14 protein-coding genes are annotated in these 17,601 nt (G+C 66.6%); 2 read left to right on the top strand and 12 right to left on the bottom strand.

Annotated features, from left to right (window positions below; all coding sequences use genetic code 11):
- From AC6LKD_RS23885 to aptA, 8 genes are all read right to left on the bottom strand, one after another.
- A partial coding sequence (locus AC6LKD_RS23885; protein ID WP_498117671.1) for an amidase family protein occupies window positions 1-387 on the bottom strand: 387 nt, incomplete at its 3' end.
- Between the two features lie 34 nt (window positions 388-421).
- Complete coding sequence (locus AC6LKD_RS23880) at window positions 422-2,113, bottom strand: ABC transporter ATP-binding protein (RefSeq protein ID WP_207472469.1); 1,692 nt, start codon at window positions 2,111-2,113, stop codon at window positions 422-424.
- A gap of 5 nt (window positions 2,114-2,118) precedes the next feature.
- Window positions 2,119-3,024: an ABC transporter permease gene (locus AC6LKD_RS23875; RefSeq protein WP_013396227.1), complete on the bottom strand. Its 906-nt coding sequence runs from the start codon at window positions 3,022-3,024 to the stop codon at window positions 2,119-2,121.
- Between the two features lie 2 nt (window positions 3,025-3,026).
- Entirely contained in the window at window positions 3,027-3,968 is a 942-nt protein-coding gene (locus AC6LKD_RS23870; RefSeq protein WP_013396226.1) for an ABC transporter permease, read from the bottom strand.
- A gap of 26 nt (window positions 3,969-3,994) precedes the next feature.
- Window positions 3,995-5,560, bottom strand: a complete 1,566-nt coding sequence (locus AC6LKD_RS23865; RefSeq protein ID WP_042795171.1) for an ABC transporter substrate-binding protein — start codon at window positions 5,558-5,560, stop codon at window positions 3,995-3,997.
- 82 nt (window positions 5,561-5,642) lie between these two features.
- Complete coding sequence (locus AC6LKD_RS23860; RefSeq protein ID WP_498117670.1) at window positions 5,643-7,151, bottom strand: M81 family metallopeptidase; 1,509 nt, start codon at window positions 7,149-7,151, stop codon at window positions 5,643-5,645.
- 265 nt (window positions 7,152-7,416) lie between these two features.
- Window positions 7,417-8,910 (bottom strand): CoA-acylating methylmalonate-semialdehyde dehydrogenase, encoded by a 1,494-nt coding sequence (locus AC6LKD_RS23855; RefSeq protein WP_498117669.1) that lies wholly within the window; start codon window positions 8,908-8,910, stop codon window positions 7,417-7,419.
- 94 nt (window positions 8,911-9,004) lie between these two features.
- Window positions 9,005-10,330, bottom strand: coding sequence for an omega-aminotransferase AptA (gene aptA, locus AC6LKD_RS23850; protein ID WP_498117668.1), 1,326 nt, complete (start codon window positions 10,328-10,330; stop codon window positions 9,005-9,007).
- A 161-nt stretch (window positions 10,331-10,491) separates the two neighbouring features.
- Between aptA and AC6LKD_RS23845 the strand changes: the two genes are divergently transcribed.
- Entirely contained in the window at window positions 10,492-11,919 is a 1,428-nt protein-coding gene (locus AC6LKD_RS23845; RefSeq protein WP_498117667.1) for an aminotransferase-like domain-containing protein, read from the top strand.
- A 1-nt stretch (window position 11,920) separates the two neighbouring features.
- On the opposite strand, the gene AC6LKD_RS23840 is transcribed toward AC6LKD_RS23845, so the two are convergent.
- The 4 genes from AC6LKD_RS23840 to AC6LKD_RS23825 all read right to left on the bottom strand — a co-directional run bounded on the left by AC6LKD_RS23840 (window position 11,921) and on the right by AC6LKD_RS23825 (window position 16,438).
- Entirely contained in the window at window positions 11,921-12,406 is a 486-nt protein-coding gene (locus tag AC6LKD_RS23840) for a dihydrofolate reductase (RefSeq protein WP_013396220.1), read from the bottom strand.
- Between the two features lie 84 nt (window positions 12,407-12,490).
- Window positions 12,491-14,554 (bottom strand): putative bifunctional diguanylate cyclase/phosphodiesterase, encoded by a 2,064-nt coding sequence (locus AC6LKD_RS23835; protein ID WP_492274281.1) that lies wholly within the window; start codon window positions 14,552-14,554, stop codon window positions 12,491-12,493.
- A 358-nt stretch (window positions 14,555-14,912) separates the two neighbouring features.
- Window positions 14,913-15,884, bottom strand: coding sequence for a thymidylate synthase (locus tag AC6LKD_RS23830; protein WP_498117666.1), 972 nt, complete (start codon window positions 15,882-15,884; stop codon window positions 14,913-14,915).
- A gap of 110 nt (window positions 15,885-15,994) precedes the next feature.
- Complete coding sequence (locus tag AC6LKD_RS23825) at window positions 15,995-16,438, bottom strand: OsmC family protein (RefSeq protein ID WP_013396217.1); 444 nt, start codon at window positions 16,436-16,438, stop codon at window positions 15,995-15,997.
- A gap of 122 nt (window positions 16,439-16,560) precedes the next feature.
- Between AC6LKD_RS23825 and coq7 the strand changes: the two genes are divergently transcribed.
- Window positions 16,561-17,238 (top strand): 2-polyprenyl-3-methyl-6-methoxy-1,4-benzoquinone monooxygenase, encoded by a 678-nt coding sequence (gene coq7 / locus AC6LKD_RS23820; RefSeq protein WP_013396216.1) that lies wholly within the window; start codon window positions 16,561-16,563, stop codon window positions 17,236-17,238.
- Window positions 17,239-17,601 lie beyond the last annotated feature (363 nt).

Genomic DNA, 17,601 nt, shown 5'->3' with positions numbered 1-17,601 from the left:
CATGGTGGTCTTGCCCAGCAGTACCGCGCCGGCCTCGCGCATGCGCGCGGCCGGCGGCGCATCGGCGGCGGCGGGCTTCAGTTCCGTGGCGGCCGTGCCCAGGGGCACCGGCACGCCGCGCGTGGCAATGTTTTCCTTGATGGTGGCCGGCACGCCATCCAGCGTGTGCCCTCCGGTAGCCAGCGGTTCGCCCTTCATCCAGCGGGCTTCAGAGGCGCGGGCCTGGGCCAGCGCGCCATCCGCGTCCAGGGCGTAGGTGGCCTTGAGCTGCGGCTCCCAGCGCGCAATATGGTCCAGCACCGAGCGGGTGACCTCGACGGGCGAGAGCGTCTTGTTGCGGTAGGCCTGGAGCAGTTCCACGGCGGACAGTTCATGCGGTTGCGGCATTTCGGTTCCAGTGTGTGTACAGGCTGCGCGCGTCTCAGGGCGCGGCGGCGTGGCCCAGGCCGGCGGCGACCGGCCGGAAGTTGCGGAAATCCCAGTCGCGTCCGGGGGCGGCGTCGATCAGGGCTCGCGTATATTCGTGGCGCGGTTCGGTCAGCACGGTTTCGGCGGAGCCAGTCTCGACGACCTTGCCGCGCTGCATCACCATGATGGTGTCGCAGATCTGCGCGGCCACGCGCAGGTCGTGGGTGATGAACAGCACGCCCACGCCGGTGCGCTGGCGCACCTGCTCCAGCAGCTCCAGTACCTGCGCCTGTACCGACACGTCCAGGGCGGACACCGCCTCGTCGGCCACCAGGACCTCGGGGTCCATGACCAGCGCGCGCGCGATGCAGATGCGCTGGCGCTGGCCGCCGGAGAACTGGTGCGGATAGCGGTTCATCGCGTCCGGGCTCAGGCCCACGACGCTCAGCGTTTCGCCGGCGCGCTTCAAGGCCTGCTCGCGGGCCACGCCGAAGTTCAGCAGGCCCTCGATGATGGATTCGCCGACGGTGCGGCGCGGATTCAGCGAGCGGTACGGATCCTGGAACACGATCTGGATGCGGCGGCGCACGGGGCGCAGCGCCGCGCCGGACAGGGTGCTGAGGTCTTCGCCGCCCATCATCATGTGGCCGGCGGTGGGTTCGATCAGGCGCACGATGCAGCGCGCCACGGTGGACTTGCCCGAGCCGGATTCGCCCACGATGCCCAGGATCTCGCCCTTGCGCAGCGTCAGGTTGACGTCGGTGGCCGCGATCACGCTGCGCGCGGTCTGGCGCGAGAACAGCGAACTCTTGGTGCCGTAGGTGCGGCCCAGCCCCTTGACGTGCAGCACCGGCATGCCGGCCGGCGCCTCGCGGCGCGAGGGCACCAGGCTGGGCACGGAGGACACCAGGCGGCGGGTGTAGGACTGCTTGGGTTCGGCCAGGATCTCGTTGCGCGTGCCGCTTTCTATCAGGTCGCCGCGGTTCATCACCACGATGCGGTCGGAGATCTCGGCCACCACGCCGAAGTCGTGCGTGATGAACAGCACGGCGGTCTGGTGCTTGACCTGCAGTTCCTTGATGAGCGCCAGGATCTGCTTCTGCGTGGTGACGTCCAGCGCCGTGGTCGGCTCGTCGGCGATCAGCAGCTTGGGTTCCAGGATCAGCGCCATGGCGATGACGATGCGCTGGCGCTGGCCGCCCGACAGCTGATGCGGATAGGCCTCGAAGATGCGTTCGACGTCGGGCAGGTGCACGGAGCGGAACATGTCCAGCACCTTGGCGCGGCGTTCCGCGGCCGACATCTGCTTGCGGTGCAGGCGCAGCACTTCGTCGACCTGCTTGCCCACGGTGTGCACGGGGTTCAGCGCGGTCATGGGTTCCTGGAACACCATGGCCATGCGCGTGGCGCGCATTTCGCGCAGGCGGCGCTGCGTGGCGCTGACCACGTCTTCGCCTTCGACGCGGATGGAACCCGCGCTGACGCCCAGCACGCCGGGCGGCAGCAGGCCCATCACGGCCAGCGAAGTGACGGACTTGCCCGAGCCGGACTCGCCGACCACGCACACGGTTTCGCCGGCGTGCACGTCCAGGCTCAGGTTGCGCACGACGCGGTTGCCGGCGCCGGCGACTTCGACCGAGAGGTTGCGGATGGCCAGGATGGCGGACGAGGTGTCGCCCGCGGGAGGAATGGGAGAGTAGGTCATCGGCATCAGATCCTGCGCACCATTTTTGGGTCCAGCGCGTCGCGCAAGGCGTCGCCCAGGATGTTCACGCTGAGCACGGTCAGCGACAGGAACAGGCCGGGGAAGAGGATCAGGCCAGGCAGCATGCGGAAATACATGCGCCCTTCGGACATGATGTTGCCCCAGGAGGCGATCTCGGGCGGGATGCCCGCGCCCAGGAAGCTCAGGATGGCTTCGGTGAGCATGGCGGAGGCGAAGACGTACGTGCCCTGCACCGTCAGCGGCGCGATGGTGCTGGGCACCATGTGGCGCCACAGCAGCAGCGGCAGCGGCGTGCCCAGGGCCAGCGCCGCCTCGACGTAGGGTTCGCCGCGCACGGTCAGGATCTGGCCGCGCACCAGCCGCACCACCCGCGGAATTTCCGGGATGGTGATGGCCACCAGCACCGTGGTGATGCTGGCGCCCGTGACCGACACCAGGGCGATCGCCAGCAGGATGCCGGGGATGGCCATGATGGCGTCCATGGTGCGCATGATCAGCCCGTCCAGCGAGCGGAACCAGCCCGCGATCACGCCGATGACCAGGCCGAGGGCGACGCTGACCAGCGCCGCGCCCAGGCCTGCAATCAGCGAGATGCGGGCGCCGTAGGCCACGCGCGACCAGACGTCGCGGCCGAACGCGTCAGTGCCCAGCAGGTAATCGGAGAAGGGCGGCTTGAGGCGCGCGCCGGGGTTGATGAAAGTGGGGTCGACGGTGCCCAGCAGCGGCGCGAACAGCGCGATGGCGACGACGGCCACCAGCACGATCAGCGCCAGCATCACGGGCCAGCTTTTGAGCCCCTGCCGGATCTGGCGCCAGGCGGTGGCCTGGGGCGTGCCGCCTCCGGGGAGATCGGCGGCCGCTTGCGCGGCGGCATCGGTTGGCGTTTGCATCGTTAGTACCTGATCCGCGGGTCGAACACCGTGTAGGCGCAATCGACAACCAGATTGATGAACACGTAGACGAACGCGAAGAAGAGCGTCAGGCCCTGGATGACCGGGTAGTCGCGCGCCAGCACGGCTTCCACCACCAGCCGGCCCAGGCCGGGGATGTTGAACACCGATTCGGTCACGACCACGCCGCTGATCAGCAGCGCGATGCCCAGGCCCACCACCGTGGCGATGGGCACCGCGGCGTTGCGCAGGGCATGGCCCAGCAGCACGCCGGTTTCGCCCAGGCCTTTGGAGCGCGCCGTGCGGATGAAGTCCTCGCCCATGACCTCGATGACGCTGGTGCGCGTGATGCGCGCGATCAGCGCCACGTAGACCGTGGACAGGGCCAGCGACGGCAGGATGAGGCGGTGCAGGTAGGGCCAGAAGCCTTTTTCCAGCGGCGTGTAGCCTTGCACGTTGAACCAGCCCAGCTTGATGGCGAAGAGCCAGATCAGCACATAGCCCGTGACGAACACCGGCACCGAGAAGCCCAGCACCGAGAAGCCCATGACGGCGCGGTCCAGCAGCTTGCCTTGCCGCCACGCGGCCAGCACGCCCAGCGGGATGGCGACGATCAGCGTGAACACCAGGGTCAGCACCGCCAGGCTGAGCGAGGGTTCAAGGCGTTGGCCGATCAGCTTGGTGACCGGCACGCCCGACATGAGCGAAGTGCCCAGGTCGCCTTGCAGGAGCTTGCCGCCCCAAATGAAGAATTGCTTGATGACCGGCTGGTCCAGGCCCATCGTCTGGCGTATCTGCACGATACGCTCGGGCGTGGCGCCATCGCCCGCCATGATGATGGCCGGATCTCCCGGGCTGAAACGCAATATCGCGAAGACCACCACCGCGACCATCACCAGAACGGGGATGGTCGCGAGGAGCCGGCGTGAGACAAATGCCAGCATGTATTTCCCCCTGAACTACTTGCCCGTCAAGGGGCTTTCTTGACGTTCCAGAACGCGAACACCGGCGCGTGCACCAGGCCCGACAGCTTGGTCGAGTAGACGGTGGGCACGGACATCTGGCCCAGCGGCACGTACAGGCCTTCATCGATGCCGATGCGCTGCACTTCCTCGGCGATCTTCTTCTGTTCCGCGGGGTCGGAGGTCAGCGCCATCTTGGTGCGCAGTTCCTCGATCTGCGGGAAGTCGGGCCAGCCGAACCAGGCGTTGTCGCCGTTGGCCGCGGCCGGAGCGGAACGGACCGGGTCCATCACGTCGGTGGCGTACCAGTTGGTGTTGTGGATGTTCCAGCCGCCTTCGGCGGGCGCGGCCTTCGAGGCGCGGCGGGTGGCCACGCTCTGCCAATCCATCGCGGCGAGGTTGACGTTGAAGCCGGCCTTGCGCAGCGCCTGGGCCATCACCACCGGTTGGGCCGACAGGGTGCCGACGTCGGTCGCGTGCATGACCAGGATGGGCGTGTTGTCGTAGCCGGCTTCCTTCAGCAGCGCCTTGGCCTTTTCGATGTTGGACGGCACCACCATGTCCTTGCCGATGTCGCTTTCCAGCGGCGTGCCGCAGCCCCACAGCGAGGCGCAGGTCTTCCAGTACTTGGGATTGCCGACCAGCGCCTTCATCACGTCTTCCTGGCCGATGGCGTACATCGCGGCCTGGCGCACCTTCTTGTTGTTGAAGGGCGGGTACTTGAAGTTGAAGCGGTACATCGTGAAGTAGCCGACCGGGCTGAGCGACTCTTCCTTCAGATCCTTGTTGCCTTCGATCATCGGCAGCAGATCGTAGGGGAACTGTTCGACGAAGTCGATCTCGCCGCCCAACAATGCGTTGGCGGTGGTCAGCGCGTCGGGCATGACGTCCCACTCGACCTTGTCGACGTTGACGACCTTGCCGCCGGCCAGACCGCTGGCGGGTTCCTTGCGCGGCACGTAGTCGGCGTTCTTGGCGTAGACCGTCTTCACGCCGGGCTTGAATTCGATGACCTTGAACGGACCCGAACCGGTCATGTCGGTGATGGGCTGGCCGATGGCCTGTTCGGCGATGCGCTTGGGCATCATGAACGGCGCGGTGCCGGTGGGCTTGGACAGGGCGCGCAGCGCCAGGTCCGTGGGTTCCTTCATGACGATGCGGAAGTTCTTGTCGTCGATGACTTCGATCTTGTCGGTGAACTTCAGCAGCGTGCGGCCCATGCCGTCGCCGGCGGCCCAGCGCTTGATCGAAGCGACGCAGTCCTCGGAGGTCACCGGCTTGCCGTCATGCCACTTCTGGCCGTCGCGCAAGGTCATGGTGTAGGTCTTGCCGTCGGGCGAGACTTCCCACTTTTCCAGCATTTGCGGCTGGATCTTGTTGTCGGCGTCGGTGGCCAGCAGGGTGTCGTAAATCATGTAGCCGTGCCACGTCGTGATGTACGCGGTGGTGGCATGCGGATCGGTCAGTCGCAGAGGCGAATGCATGACCGACTTGATGACGGTCTCGGCGTAGGCGCCGTGAGCCATCATCAGGGTGGCGCCGGCCAGCGCGGCCGCTCGGACGTACTTCAGCATGAATGTTCCCCTTGATGCGTAGTGAGCGGCGCCATCGCGCCGCTGCGTCGTTGGTCCGCCGCGCTGGGGCGGCGTGCGAGCTTCAGGCGGTAGCGGACCTGACCGAAAAGACAGGTCCGCAAGGCGCCATTCTGATGCCGGGACGCAACCGTGTCCATGGTTGTTTTGCCGCATCCATCAGCATGGAACCGGGGGCCGCGCACACCAGGATCGTTTGGGCGATGCCAGTGAAATCGGCGCGGAAGTGCGCGGAACTCTTGACCACCAGGATCGCGGCGCGTTGCGGCTCCACGCCGGCGAAACGGAACATTTCCTGGTCCGCCATCTGCACCTTGTTCGACGCGACGATGATGCGCACGCCGCCTACGCGCAGGCAGGCGCTGGGACCCAGGTCCATATGGAAGCCGCGATAGAAAGCGCCATGCGTATCGAAGCGTCCATCCGACGTTTTCTCGACGATGAATTCGCTGTCCAGCGGCTCATCGTCGGGAATACCCGAGTGTCCACCCAATGCAATGCGTACCTTGTTTCCGGCCCCCGCGCGATGGGCCGCCAGCGCCGCCGCGGGGTCCACGATTAGGCCAATGGCGGTGTCGCGTGCATCGTGCCGGATCAGCGCGCGCAGCACGCCAGTGGTGTCCGAACTGCCGCCGGCGCCCGGATTGTCCTGCGCGTCGGCGATAACCACGGGTTTATGCGCGTCGCGCGCCAGGCGCATGGCTTCCTGCACGGCTTCGTCGGGCGTGTAGAGCTTGCCGCCGAAGTCGCGCTCCGCGTTCAACACGGCACGCGTCATCTCGTCGGCCGCGGCATCGGCTTCGGCTTGCGTGGCGCCGTAGGCCCATACCGTGGGCGCGCATTCGGGGAAGTCGGCTGCGGGAAAACCCGTGGCGAACGACAGGCTGAGAGCGCCGCGCGCCTCGATGTCGCCCACCAGCTGGTACAGGCTGCGCGACGGTTCGATATCGGTGGACTGCCAGCATAGGGATATCAGGTAGGGCAGCGCGCGCAGGGACACACAGGGCCGCGGCGCGCCGGCCAGCCGCGCGGCCAGCAGCTCGGCGGCGCGTTGTCCGGTTTCGGCCATGTCGATATGCGGATAGGTGCGGTAGCAGACCAGCGCATCCGCGTGGCGCACCATGGCACGGGTCACGTTGGCGTGCAGGTCCAGGCTGGCGACGACCGGTACGTCCGGGCCTACCAGCTCGCGCACGCGCCTGAGCAACTCGCCTTCGCCATCGTCCAGATGCTCGGTGACCATGGCGCCGTGCAGGTCGAGATAGACGCCATCCAGCGGCAACGCCAGCGACAGACCTTGCAGGATCATCGCGCTGATGCGTTCGAATGCATCCTTGGTGACCGGCCCCGAGGGGCTGGCCGCCGCCCAGGTTGTGGGCAGCAGCGTGTGCCGTCCCATGGCTTCGATAAAGCCCGCCACCGGAATGTTGGCGCCCGCCACCGCCGCGAACATCGCGGGCCCGCTGACCAGCTTGGGCCAGCCGCCGCCCTTCTCGGCAAAGTCCTCCCACGCCGCGCGCGAAGGCGCGAACGTATTGGTTTCATGCTGAAAGCCGCCTATCCCGATGCGCATCAGGATCCCCTTGTTGTTTTGATGTCAGGAAAGGCGCGGGCCAAGCCGCGCCCAAGTCAGTTCTAAAGTGGCGCCACCGCACCACCAGCCACGCACAAAACAGGTACGACGAAAATAGGTACGACGAAAACAGGAACAACGAAAACAGGCACAACGCCGCAATCAGGCAAGACGTTCCCTAAGCGGGGTCGCGCGGATCCGGCTCCGCCGGTCCGCAGCGACGCCCCCCTGGGGGGGAAGCGCGCAGCGCTTCGGGGGGGGACCCTCACTCAGCGACTGGCATCGTGAATTCCGCGCCCTTGGCGATGCTGTCCGGCCAGCGCTGCATCACGCTCTTGTAGCGCGAATAGAAGCGGATGCCTTCTTCGCCGTAGGCGTGATGGTCGCCGAACAGCGAACGCTTCCAGCCGCCGAAGGAATGCCAGGCCATCGGCACGGGAATGGGCACGTTGATACCGACCATGCCGACCTTGATCTGGCGGGCGAAGGCGCGCGCCACGCCGCCGTCGGACGTGAAGCAGGCCACGCCGTTGCCGAACTCATGGGCGTTGATCAGTGCCACTGCCGAGGCGAAGTCCGGCACGCGCACCACGCACAGCACCGGTCCGAAGATTTCTTCGCGGTAGATGTTCATGGCGGGCTTGACGTTGTCGAACAGCGTGCCGCCGAGGAAGAAGCCCTTTTCGTTGCCCGGCACTTGCAGGCCGCGGCCGTCGGCCACCAGCGTGGCGCCCGCGGCGATGCCGTCCTCGATGTAGCCCAGGACCTTGTTGCGATGCTGCGAGGTGACAAGCGGACCCATTTCGGCGTCGCCCTGCATGCCGTCCTTGACCACCAGCGCCTTGACGCGCGGAGTCAGGCGCTCGACCACCTTGTCGGCCACGTCGCCCACTGCCACCGCCACCGAGATGGCCATGCAGCGCTCGCCGGCCGAGCCGTAGGCCGCGCCCATCAGGGCGTCGGTGACCTGGTCGAGGTCGGCGTCGGGCATGATCACCATGTGGTTCTTGGCGCCGCCCAGCGCCTGCACGCGCTTGCCGCGGCGGGTGCCTTCGGCGTAGATGTATTCGGCGATGGGGGTCGAACCGACAAAGGACAGGGCTTCCACGTCCGGGTGCGCGATCAGCGCGTCCACGGCCTGCTTGTCGCCATGCACGACGTTGAACACGCCTGCGGGCAGGCCGGCCTCTGCCAGCAGTTCAGCCAGGCGCAGCGAGGCCGAGGGATCGCGCTCGGAAGGCTTGAGCACGAAGGTGTTGCCGCAGGCGATGGCGACCGGGAACATCCAGCACGGCACCATCATGGGGAAGTTGAACGGCGTGATGCCGGCCACCACGCCCAGGGCCTGGCGCATGCTCCAGTTGTCGATGCCGCCGCCGATCTGGTCGGAGTACTGGCCCTTCATCAGCTGCGGAATGCCGCAGGCGAACTCGACGATTTCGATGCCGCGCGTGACCTCGCCCTTGGCATCGGAGAAGACCTTGCCGTGCTCGCGCGTGATCAGCTCGGCCAGTTCGTCCTGGTGCTTGTCCAGCAGCGCCTTGAAATTGAACAGGATGCGCGCGCGCTTGAGCGCGGGCGTTTCGGACCAAGCCGGAAAGGCGGCGCGGGCGGCGGCCACGGCCAGCGCCACTTCGTCGTTGGACGCCAGCGGAATGGAGGAGGTGATTTCGCCGGTGGCGGGGTTGAAGCCGTCGGCGTAGCGGTTGCTGCGGCCGTCGTAGTGCTGGCCGTTGATGAAATGGGGGATCTTCTTCATGGGTCGAACGCTCGAATCCGGGGCTTGGAAAAATGCCGGAGGGCGGCCTGGGGCCGCCCTGGCGAAAAGCCGCCCCTCGCAGGGCGGCGCATAATCAGGCGAGTTCTTTCAGTACCTTGCCGATCTGTTCGAAGATCTGGCCGATCTGGGCTTCTTCGATGATCAGCGGGGGCGAGATCGCGATGATGTCACCGGTGTAGCGCACCATCAAGCCGCTGTCGAAGCACTTCTGGAACACTTCGGCGGCACGTGCGCCGGGAGCGCCCGCGCGCGGCGCCAGCTCGATGCCGCAAACCAGGCCCAGGTTGCGCACGTCGATGACGTGCGGCGCGCCCTTCAGGCCGTGGGCGGCTTCCTGGAAGGCGCCGGACAGCTTGCGGGCGCGGCCGAACAGGTCTTCGCGGCGGTAGATGTCCAGCGTGGCCAGGATGGCCGCGGCCGCGAGCGGGTGCGCCGAATAGGTGTAGCCGTGGAAGAACTCGATGCCGCCGGCGGGGCCGTTGACGATGGCGTCATGCACTTCGCGCTTGACCGCGACGGCGCCGGCCGGCACCGCGGCGTTGCTCACGCCCTTGGCCATGGCGATGATGTCCGGCGTGACGCCGAAGAATTCGGATGCCGTGGCGGCGCCCAGGCGGCCGTAGGCGGTGATGACTTCGTCGAAGATCAGCAGGATGCCGTGCTTGGAGGTGATCTCGCGCAGCTTTTCCAGATAGCCCTTGGGCGGAATCAGCACGCCGGTCGAGCCTGCCATGGGTTCGACGATGACCGCGGCGATGGTGGAGGGGTCGTGCAGGGCGACGATGCGCTCGAGTTCATCGGCCAGGTGCGCGCCCCAGGCCGGCTGGCCCTTGGAGTAGGCGTTCTGCTCGATGTTGTGGGTGTGCGGCAAATGATCCACGGCGGGCAGCAGCGCGCCGGAGAAGGTCTTGCGGTTGGTCGAGATGCCGCCGACCGAAATGCCGCCGAAGCCCACCCCGTGGTAGCCGCGTTCGCGGCCGATCAGGCGGGTGCGCTGGCCTTCGCCGCGGGCGCGGTGATAGGCCAGGGCGATCTTCAGGCAGGTGTCGACGGATTCGGAACCCGAGTTCGTGAAGAAGACCCGGTCCAGGCCCTGGGGCATCATGCCGGCGACGGCGGTGGCGGCTTCGAAGGCCAGCGGGTGTCCCAGCTGGAAGCCTGGCGCGTAGTCCATCACGCCCGCCTGGCGGGAGATCGCGGCGACGATTTCCTCGCGGCCGTGGCCGGCGTTGACGCACCACAGGCCGGCGGTGCCGTCCAGGATCTGGCGGCCGTCGGTCGAGGTGTAGTACATGCCCTTGGCGGTCGCCAGCATGCGCGGATGGGCCTTGAACTGCTTGTTGGCCGTGAAGGGCATCCAGAGGTGGGACAGGTCGGGCAGTTTGTCGGGGGCGTTCATGGCGGCTCCAGGGGACGGACAAGCGCTGGACTTGGGCGACGGGTGTGCAGCCAGCGGGATTGAAATGATTCTGGTGCGTCCGCAGGGGAATGAAAATATACGATCCGCGCAAATGCGGCTAACTGTATAGTTATCAGCGACACAACTGTACAGTTAATGCCGTGATCGATTTTCAGCCAAACCGCGCCCGTGGCCGCGGACAGGCGCCGACCCTGGTCGAGCAGCTGGTTGCAGCCATCCTGTGCGCCATCGAAGAACAGACCCTGCGTCCGGGTATGTCCCTACCTTCGGTGCGCGAGTTCGCGCGCCTGTACGAGGTCAGCACCTTCACGGTGGCCAGCGCCTATAGCCGCCTGGTATCGCTGGGCTGGCTGGTGGCGCGGCCGGGTGCGGGCTATCGGGTCGCGACGCCGGACGCGCCGGCACGCCCGAGCCAGCCGCCGTCCTGGGAGCCGCCGCGCCTGAACGCCGGCTGGCTGCTGTCGGATATCTTCGCGGACCATTCCATCCCCATTAAATCGGGCTGCGGCTGGCTGCCGGGCGAATGGCTGAACGAAGAAGGGCTGCACATGGCCTTGCGCCACATGGGGCGAGTGCCGGCCATGCGCATTGCGAATTACGGCCATCCCTACGGCTATGCGCCGCTGCGCGAGACCATCGCGGCCAGCCTGAGCGCGCAGGGCATGGAGGTCGAGGCCTCGCAGGTCGTGCTGACCCAGGGCGTGACGCACGGGCTGGACATGGTGATACGCACCTTGCTGCGGCCGGGCGACACGGTGGTGGTGGAGCAGCCCGCCTATGCCAACCTGCTGCAGATGTTGCGCCTGGCCGGTTTGCGCGCGGTGCCCGTGCCTCGCACCTTGGATGGGCTGGACTGCGAGGCGCTGGAAGCGGTGGTGGCGCGCCACCGGCCGCGGGCCCTGGTCGTCAATACCGCCTTGCAGAATCCGTCGGGCGCCAGCATCAGCATGGCCAATGCCTTCCGCATCCTGCAGGCGGCCGAGCGGCACGGCCTGTGGGTGGTGGAAGACGATATCTCGCGCGAACTCGCGCCCGGCGTGACGCCCATGCTGGCCGCCCTGGACGGGGCGCGGCGCGTGGTCTACCTGGGCGGTTACTCCAAGGTCATCAGTCCGTCGGTGCGGGTGGGCTATGTGGTGGCGCACCGCGATCTGGCGCGCGATATCGCGCGCACCAAGATGGCGGTGGGCCTGACCTCGCCAGAGATCATGGAGCGCATCGTGCACCAGGTCATCCGCGAGGGCCGTTACCGCGCCCACATCGCTCGCACCCGCGAGCGCCTGGCAGAGGCGCATGCGGGCGTGGCCGAACTGATGGCGCAGCACGGCTTCGAGATCTACGGGAGGCCGCAAGGCGGCCTGTTCCTGTGGGCCAAGGTGGGCGGACCATGGCGCGAGCGTGGCGCCAATGGTTTGGCGGAACTGGCGCTCAAGGATGGCATCTGGCTGGCGCCTGGCTCCTATTTCGAGGCCGACGAGGCCGATACCCCCTGGGTGCGCTTCAACGTGGCCTATTCGGAGGCGCCGGCACTCTGGCGCTTCATGCGCAATGCCGGGGCGGCGGCCTGAGTCACTGCCGCTCGTAGGTCACGAAATCGTATTCGTAGCCGTTTTCGGCCGGCTGTGCTTCGCGCGCCGTTTCCTGCCATTGGAAGGCGGGCAGCAGCGGGAAGAAGGCATCGCCTTCGACCTCGGCGCGGACTTCGGTGGCCAGGACGCGCCGGGCCAGGGGCAGGGCCTGCGCGTAGATCTGCGCGCCGCCTATGACAAAGGCCGCGTCGATGTCGCCGCAGGCCTGGATGGCAGCCTCCAGCGATGGGACCACGATGGCGCCCGCGGCGCTGAAATCCGGATTGCGGCTGATCACGATATTGCTGCGGCCGGGCAGCGGCCGGCCCAGCGAGTCCCAGGTCTTGCGGCCCATGATGATGGGATGGCCGAGGGTGCTGCGCTTGAAGTGCGCCAGATCGCCCGGCAGTTTCCAGGGCAGGGCGTTGTCGCGTCCGATGACGCGATTGGCGGAATAGGCGACGATGAGGGTAAGGCTGGCGGGCATGCGGGTCGGGACGGTAGAGGTTCGGCCGGTTGGCTACGGCAAGCGTAGCAAATTTGCGCGGCGGCCTGCGCCGCGCTGGCTGCCTCAGTCGACCGCGTGTTCCAGGAATTCGGTGGCGGGCATGGGTTTGCCCAGCAGGAAGCCCTGCAGTGAATCGCAGCCCAGGCCGGTCAGGAATTTCTGCTGCGCCGGCGTTTCCACGCCTTCGGCCACGATGCGCAGGTTCAGTTGCTGCGCCAGCGCGACGATGGCCGACACGATGGCGGCGTCCTCGTTGTCGTTTTCCAGTTGGTTGACGAAACCGCGGTCGATCTTCAGTTCGGTAGCCGGCAAGCGCTTCAGGTAGAGCAGGCTGGAATAGCCGGTGCCGAAGTCGTCGATGGAAATCGTCACGCCCAGGTTCGACAGGCGCTTGAGCACCGCCAGGCTGGCCTCGGCGTCGCGCATGGCGGTGGATTCGGTCACTTCCAGGGTCAGGCAGGCAGGCGGGACGCCGTGGCGTTCCAGGGCCGAACGCACCGTTTCCACCAGACTGGCGTGGGCGAACTGCAGAGCCGAAATATTGACGGCGACGGTCCAGTGGCCCTGGCCGGCGTTGATCCATTCCCGCATCTGGCGGCAGGCCTCGTTGATCACCCATTCGCCGATGGACAGGATCAGGCCGGTCTTTTCCGCCGTGGGGATGAACTGGTCCGGGCCCACCAGGCCGCGCGTCGGATGGTTCCAGCGCAGCAGGGCCTCGGCGCCGATGATGGGGCCGGCGGGCGCTTCGTACTTGGGCTGGTAATGCAGGACGAGCTGGTTGCGTTCCTGCGCCAGGCGCAGGTCGTGCAGCAATTCGATCTGCTCATGCGCGTCCGCGTTCATGGACGGTTCGAAGAAGCTGTAGCCGGTGCCGCCCAGGCGTTTGGCGTGGTACATCGCCGCATCGGCGTTGGTCAGCAGGGCATGCGTATCCTGGCCGTTGTTGGGATAGATGGCGATGCCCACGCTGGAGGTCACCATGACCTCATGCCCGTAGACCGTGACCGGCCGGGCGATGGCCTCGATCAGGCGGTCGGCCACGTTGGCCGCGTCCGTGGGCTCGACCACTTCGCTCAGCACAATGAACTCGTCCCCGCCCAGGCGCGCCACCGTGTCCTGGGTGCGCAGAGTCAGGCGGATGCGCTGCGCCAGGTCAATCAGCAATGCGTCGCCGGTGTGGTGTCCGTAGGCGTCATTGACCGCCTTGAAGCCGTCCAGGTCGAAGAACAGCACCGCGAAGTAACCCTTGCGCCGGGTGGCGCTTTCGATCGCCTGCTCCAGCCGGTCTTCCAGCAGGATGCGGTTGGGCAATTTGGTCAGCGTGTCGTGCAGCGCCAGCTGCACCAGTTCTTCATTGGCTTCCGCCAGCGAAGAGGCCAGGGCCGAGGTGCGCGCCTCCAGCCGGTTGTCCAGCACCGCGACCAGCAGGGCGATGGCCAGCACGCTCAGGGTCACCGCCGTGACGGCGATGGCCAGCCAGCCGGCCGAGATGCCGCTGTTGGCCGCCATGCAGATGCTGCCGGCGGGGAACCCGGCGGCGGCCATGCCGGTGTAGTGCATGCCGACGATGGCGATGCCCATGATCACCGCCGCCAGCGGCCGCGACCAGGCCACGCGCGGGCCGCCGTGACGCAGACGGTAGGTGATCCACAGCGCCGCGCCGGAGGCGGCAACGGCAATCACGATGGATAGCGCGAACCACTTGGCGTCGTAGACGATGCCTGGTTCCATGAGCATGGCGGCCATGCCCAGGTAGTGCATGGCTGCGATGCCGGCGCCCATGAGCAGGGCGCCGATCATCAGCCGCCGCCGCGGCAACTCGTCCTTGCTCACGGTCCACAAGGCGAAGGCAGAGCAGCCGATGGCGATGACCAGCGACAGGACAGTCAGGGGTAAGTCATAGCCCATGGCAATGGGCAGGCTGAAGGCCAGCATGCCGACGAAATGCATGGACCAGATGCCCACGCCCATCGCGAAAGCGCCGCCCGCCAGCCAGTAGCGCGCGCTGGGCAACCCGTTCGAGGCCCTGACGCGATTGGCCATGCCCAACGCCGTGTACGACGCCAGGATGGCGACTCCTAGAGATACGAGGACGAGCGAAGGGTTATACGTTCCGACGAGCATTTGTGGGGTCCTGTCCTTGGCGCATACTGCCGCCGCGCGGGCTTCATATCAAATCAATTGGTAGTCTATGGTTGCAAGTCGGTCGCAAGACAAAATCCGGCGGACGACGCTGGTGATGCACGTGCTCTCTTTCTTGAGAAGGGGGCGGCTGAGCAACGCCGGCGGACGGCGCTGCCGGGCGGATTGCCCGGTTTCGCGGCGAGCGACCGGCACGGCCTGGCTGGTGCCGGTCGGAAGCAATGGCGCGCGGGAATTTCTGGACACACGTCCATGGCTAAGGGATGGGTTATACCGAAAACGCGCTTCTAGAAGCTCACCAATCTTCACCTGCCGCCCTGGGTTGCGCAGGCGGGGCGTTTTATACGGCCATGGCGGCGGTGAGGGGGGCGTGATGGGTATAGCCGGACAGCGAGAAGTCGCCCGGTTCCACCTTCTCGAGCCATTCGGGTTCGTAGCGCCCGGTGACCTCGAAATCGGGGATGCGGTCCGACAGGACCAGGGTGGGCGCTTCGTAGGGCTCGCGCGTGAGCTGTTCGCGCAGCATCGGCAGATGGTTCTCGTAGATGTGCGCGTCGCCGATGAAGTAGGTGAACCAGCGCGGCGTGTAGCCGGTCAGCCGGCCGACCAGATGCAGCAGGGCCGCGCCCTCGGTGAGGTTGAACGGCGTGCCCAGACCGACATCGTTGGAGCGGATGTACAGGCACAACGATATTTCGCGGGTCGTCGCGTTCGGCAGGAATTGGTAGAGCAGGTGGCAGGGCGGCAGCGCCATTTCCTCGATCTGCGCCCAGTTCCAGCCATGGAACAGGATGCGGCGGTCGCCGGGGCGCTCATGGATGGTGTCCAGGCATTGGCGCAGTTGGTCCACCGCCTTGTAGAGCAGCACCTTAGGCGCGCCGCCTTCCTCCAGCTCGGCCACCTGGGCGTAGCCGCGCGACAGGGCGTCGGCGATTTGCGCCGGGCGGCTGGCGTCCAGCATCTTGTAGGCCGGCCACTGGCGCCATTGCACCCCGTAGACCGGCCCCAGGTCGTCGGGTCCTTCGCGGTACGGATTGGCCAGCCACTGGCTGTTTTCGTTGGCGTTCTGGTCCCAGACCTTGCAGCCGAGCTCGCGGAATTCCGCCGCGCTGCGCGAGGCGCGCAGGAAGCCGACCATTTCGCCGATGGCGGACTTGAACGCCAGCTTCTTGGTGGTCACCGCGGGAAAGCCCTTTTGCAGGTCGAAGCGCAGCGATGCGCCCGGCATGCTCAGGGTGCGTATGCCCGTGCGGTTTTCCTGCCACGCGCCGGTGTCCAGGATGGATTGAACGAGGTCCAGGTATTGTTTCATGGCGGTCCTTGCGCACGCTCGCCCGGCGGGTGACGCAAACAGCCGCCGCGAATGGGCCGCGGCGGCTCTTATAAGTTAGGGATAGACGAATTACACCACGCGGGCGCGGTTCAGGCGGCGGCGGGCGCTTCCTGCGTGTCGACGATCTCGACCGAGAAGGTCAGCGCCGCGGTTTTTTCCAGCATGGCCGAGGCCGAGCAGTATTTCTCATGCGACAGCTGCACCGCGCGCTCCACCGCGGCGCGCGGCAGATTGCGGCCGGTGACGGTGAAGGCGAAATGGATGCGGGTGAAGACTTTGGGGTCGGCATCGGCGCGATCGGCCTGGAGCTTGACGCTGCAGCCGCTGACGGCGTGGCGTCCGCGCTTGAGGATCAGCACCACGTCGTACGCAGTGCAGCCGCCGGTGCCGGCCAGCAGCATTTCCATGGGGCGGGGGGCGAGGTTGTGCCCGCCGCCGTCCACGGCGCCGTCCATGACGGCCACGTGGCCGCTGCCGGTGCTGGCGGTGAAGAGCATGCCGTTCGGGCCGCCCCAGTCGATCGTGCATTCCATTTGTCGTGTCCTTGAGCTTGAGCGCTGTCAATGGCTGATGATACCTGTTGCGTACAATTCCGGGCATGAGAGCCCCGCCCCGCATCAGGGGCGTGCGCGCCTGCCTTGCCGAGGAGTTGCCCATGTCCACCGCTCTGTCCCGCCCCAGCCCCGTTTCCTTCCTGCGCCGCATCAGTCCCGTGGATGCCTTGCTGGCCGAGGCTGACCGCGCGTTGCGCGTGCTGTCCGGCAGCGCCACGGCTGGCCGCCCCTATCCGGCCACCGCCGACGAGGCGCCGCAGGCCCTGTCGGCCCAGGAAAAACGCCACGCGGCCGGGCTGATGCGCGTGAACCATGTGGGCGAGGTCTGCGCCCAGGCGCTGTACCGGGGGCAGGCCTCGGTCTGCCGCGAACCGGCGCCGCGAGCGTTGCTGCTGAATGCCGCGTCCGAGGAAGTGGATCACCTGGCCTGGTGCAATCAGCGGCTGACCGAACTGGGCAGCCGTCCCAGTCTGCTGAATCCGGTCTGGTACGCGGGCTCGTTCGCGTTGGGCGTGCTGGCCAGCTATGCCGGCGTGCCGCGCAACCTGGGTTTCATGGCGGAAACCGAAAAGCAGGTTGAAGCCCATCTGGAAGAACATCTGCGCACCTTGCCGGTGCAGGACGAGCGCTCACGCCAGATCGTCCAGAAGATGAAAGAGGACGAGGCGCAGCATCGCGCCAGCGCGGAAGCGGCGGGCGGCGTGCCGCTGCCAGCCCCGGTGAAAGCTGCAATGCGCGCCATGTCCAAGGTCATGACGACCACGGCCTACTGGGTTTGAACGGCTAGGCAGGTAAAATGTTGCAATGCGCAAAAATAGCTGCAAGTTGGTGCCGGGCGCACCATTTCGGTGCGAAAGCCAGAGCGGGATTACCCGGTGCTGGCTAGGGTAAGTCCCGGGCGGGTTTACCCATTCGGCAGAAACCCTGTTTTTGGAACGGACATTGATTGGCGCGGGTTTCCAGGCAGCGGTATCAGGTTTTGCGGCAAAAATGCAACGCAAGAAATCTCTCGTGCGGCAGGCTCAAAAAATTCTTGCATCGCACAAAAAACCTCGGTACTATTCACTCATCGGATGTTGAAACGCAGTCGGCGCGGTGCAAAACCCCGGAAGCGTAGCGAGCAGCAGGCCAGCTCCCAACAT

Source organism: Achromobacter sp. D7-1 (genome assembly GCF_059760445.1).
This window is presented reverse-complemented; position numbering and strand designations above follow the sequence as displayed.

Excerpts from the sequence above, each read along its gene's own strand:
- AC6LKD_RS23880 (WP_207472469.1), bottom strand. The coding sequence starts at position 2,113 with ATGACCTACTCTCCCATTCCTCCCGCGGGCGACACCTCGTCCGCCATC.
- AC6LKD_RS23875 (WP_013396227.1), bottom strand. The coding sequence starts at position 3,024 with ATGCAAACGCCAACCGATGCCGCCGCGCAAGCGGCCGCCGATCTCCCC.
- AC6LKD_RS23870 (WP_013396226.1), bottom strand. The coding sequence starts at position 3,968 with ATGCTGGCATTTGTCTCACGCCGGCTCCTCGCGACCATCCCCGTTCTG.
- AC6LKD_RS23865 (WP_042795171.1), bottom strand. The coding sequence starts at position 5,560 with ATGCTGAAGTACGTCCGAGCGGCCGCGCTGGCCGGCGCCACCCTGATG.
- AC6LKD_RS23860 (WP_498117670.1), bottom strand. The coding sequence starts at position 7,151 with ATGCGCATCGGGATAGGCGGCTTTCAGCATGAAACCAATACGTTCGCG.
- AC6LKD_RS23855 (WP_498117669.1), bottom strand. The coding sequence starts at position 8,910 with ATGAAGAAGATCCCCCATTTCATCAACGGCCAGCACTACGACGGCCGC.
- aptA (WP_498117668.1), bottom strand. The coding sequence starts at position 10,330 with ATGAACGCCCCCGACAAACTGCCCGACCTGTCCCACCTCTGGATGCCC.
- AC6LKD_RS23840 (WP_013396220.1), bottom strand. The coding sequence starts at position 12,406 with ATGCCCGCCAGCCTTACCCTCATCGTCGCCTATTCCGCCAATCGCGTC.
- AC6LKD_RS23835 (WP_492274281.1), bottom strand. The coding sequence starts at position 14,554 with ATGCTCGTCGGAACGTATAACCCTTCGCTCGTCCTCGTATCTCTAGGA.
- AC6LKD_RS23830 (WP_498117666.1), bottom strand. The coding sequence starts at position 15,884 with ATGAAACAATACCTGGACCTCGTTCAATCCATCCTGGACACCGGCGCG.
- AC6LKD_RS23825 (WP_013396217.1), bottom strand. The coding sequence starts at position 16,438 with ATGGAATGCACGATCGACTGGGGCGGCCCGAACGGCATGCTCTTCACC.
- coq7 (WP_013396216.1), top strand. The coding sequence starts at position 16,561 with ATGTCCACCGCTCTGTCCCGCCCCAGCCCCGTTTCCTTCCTGCGCCGC.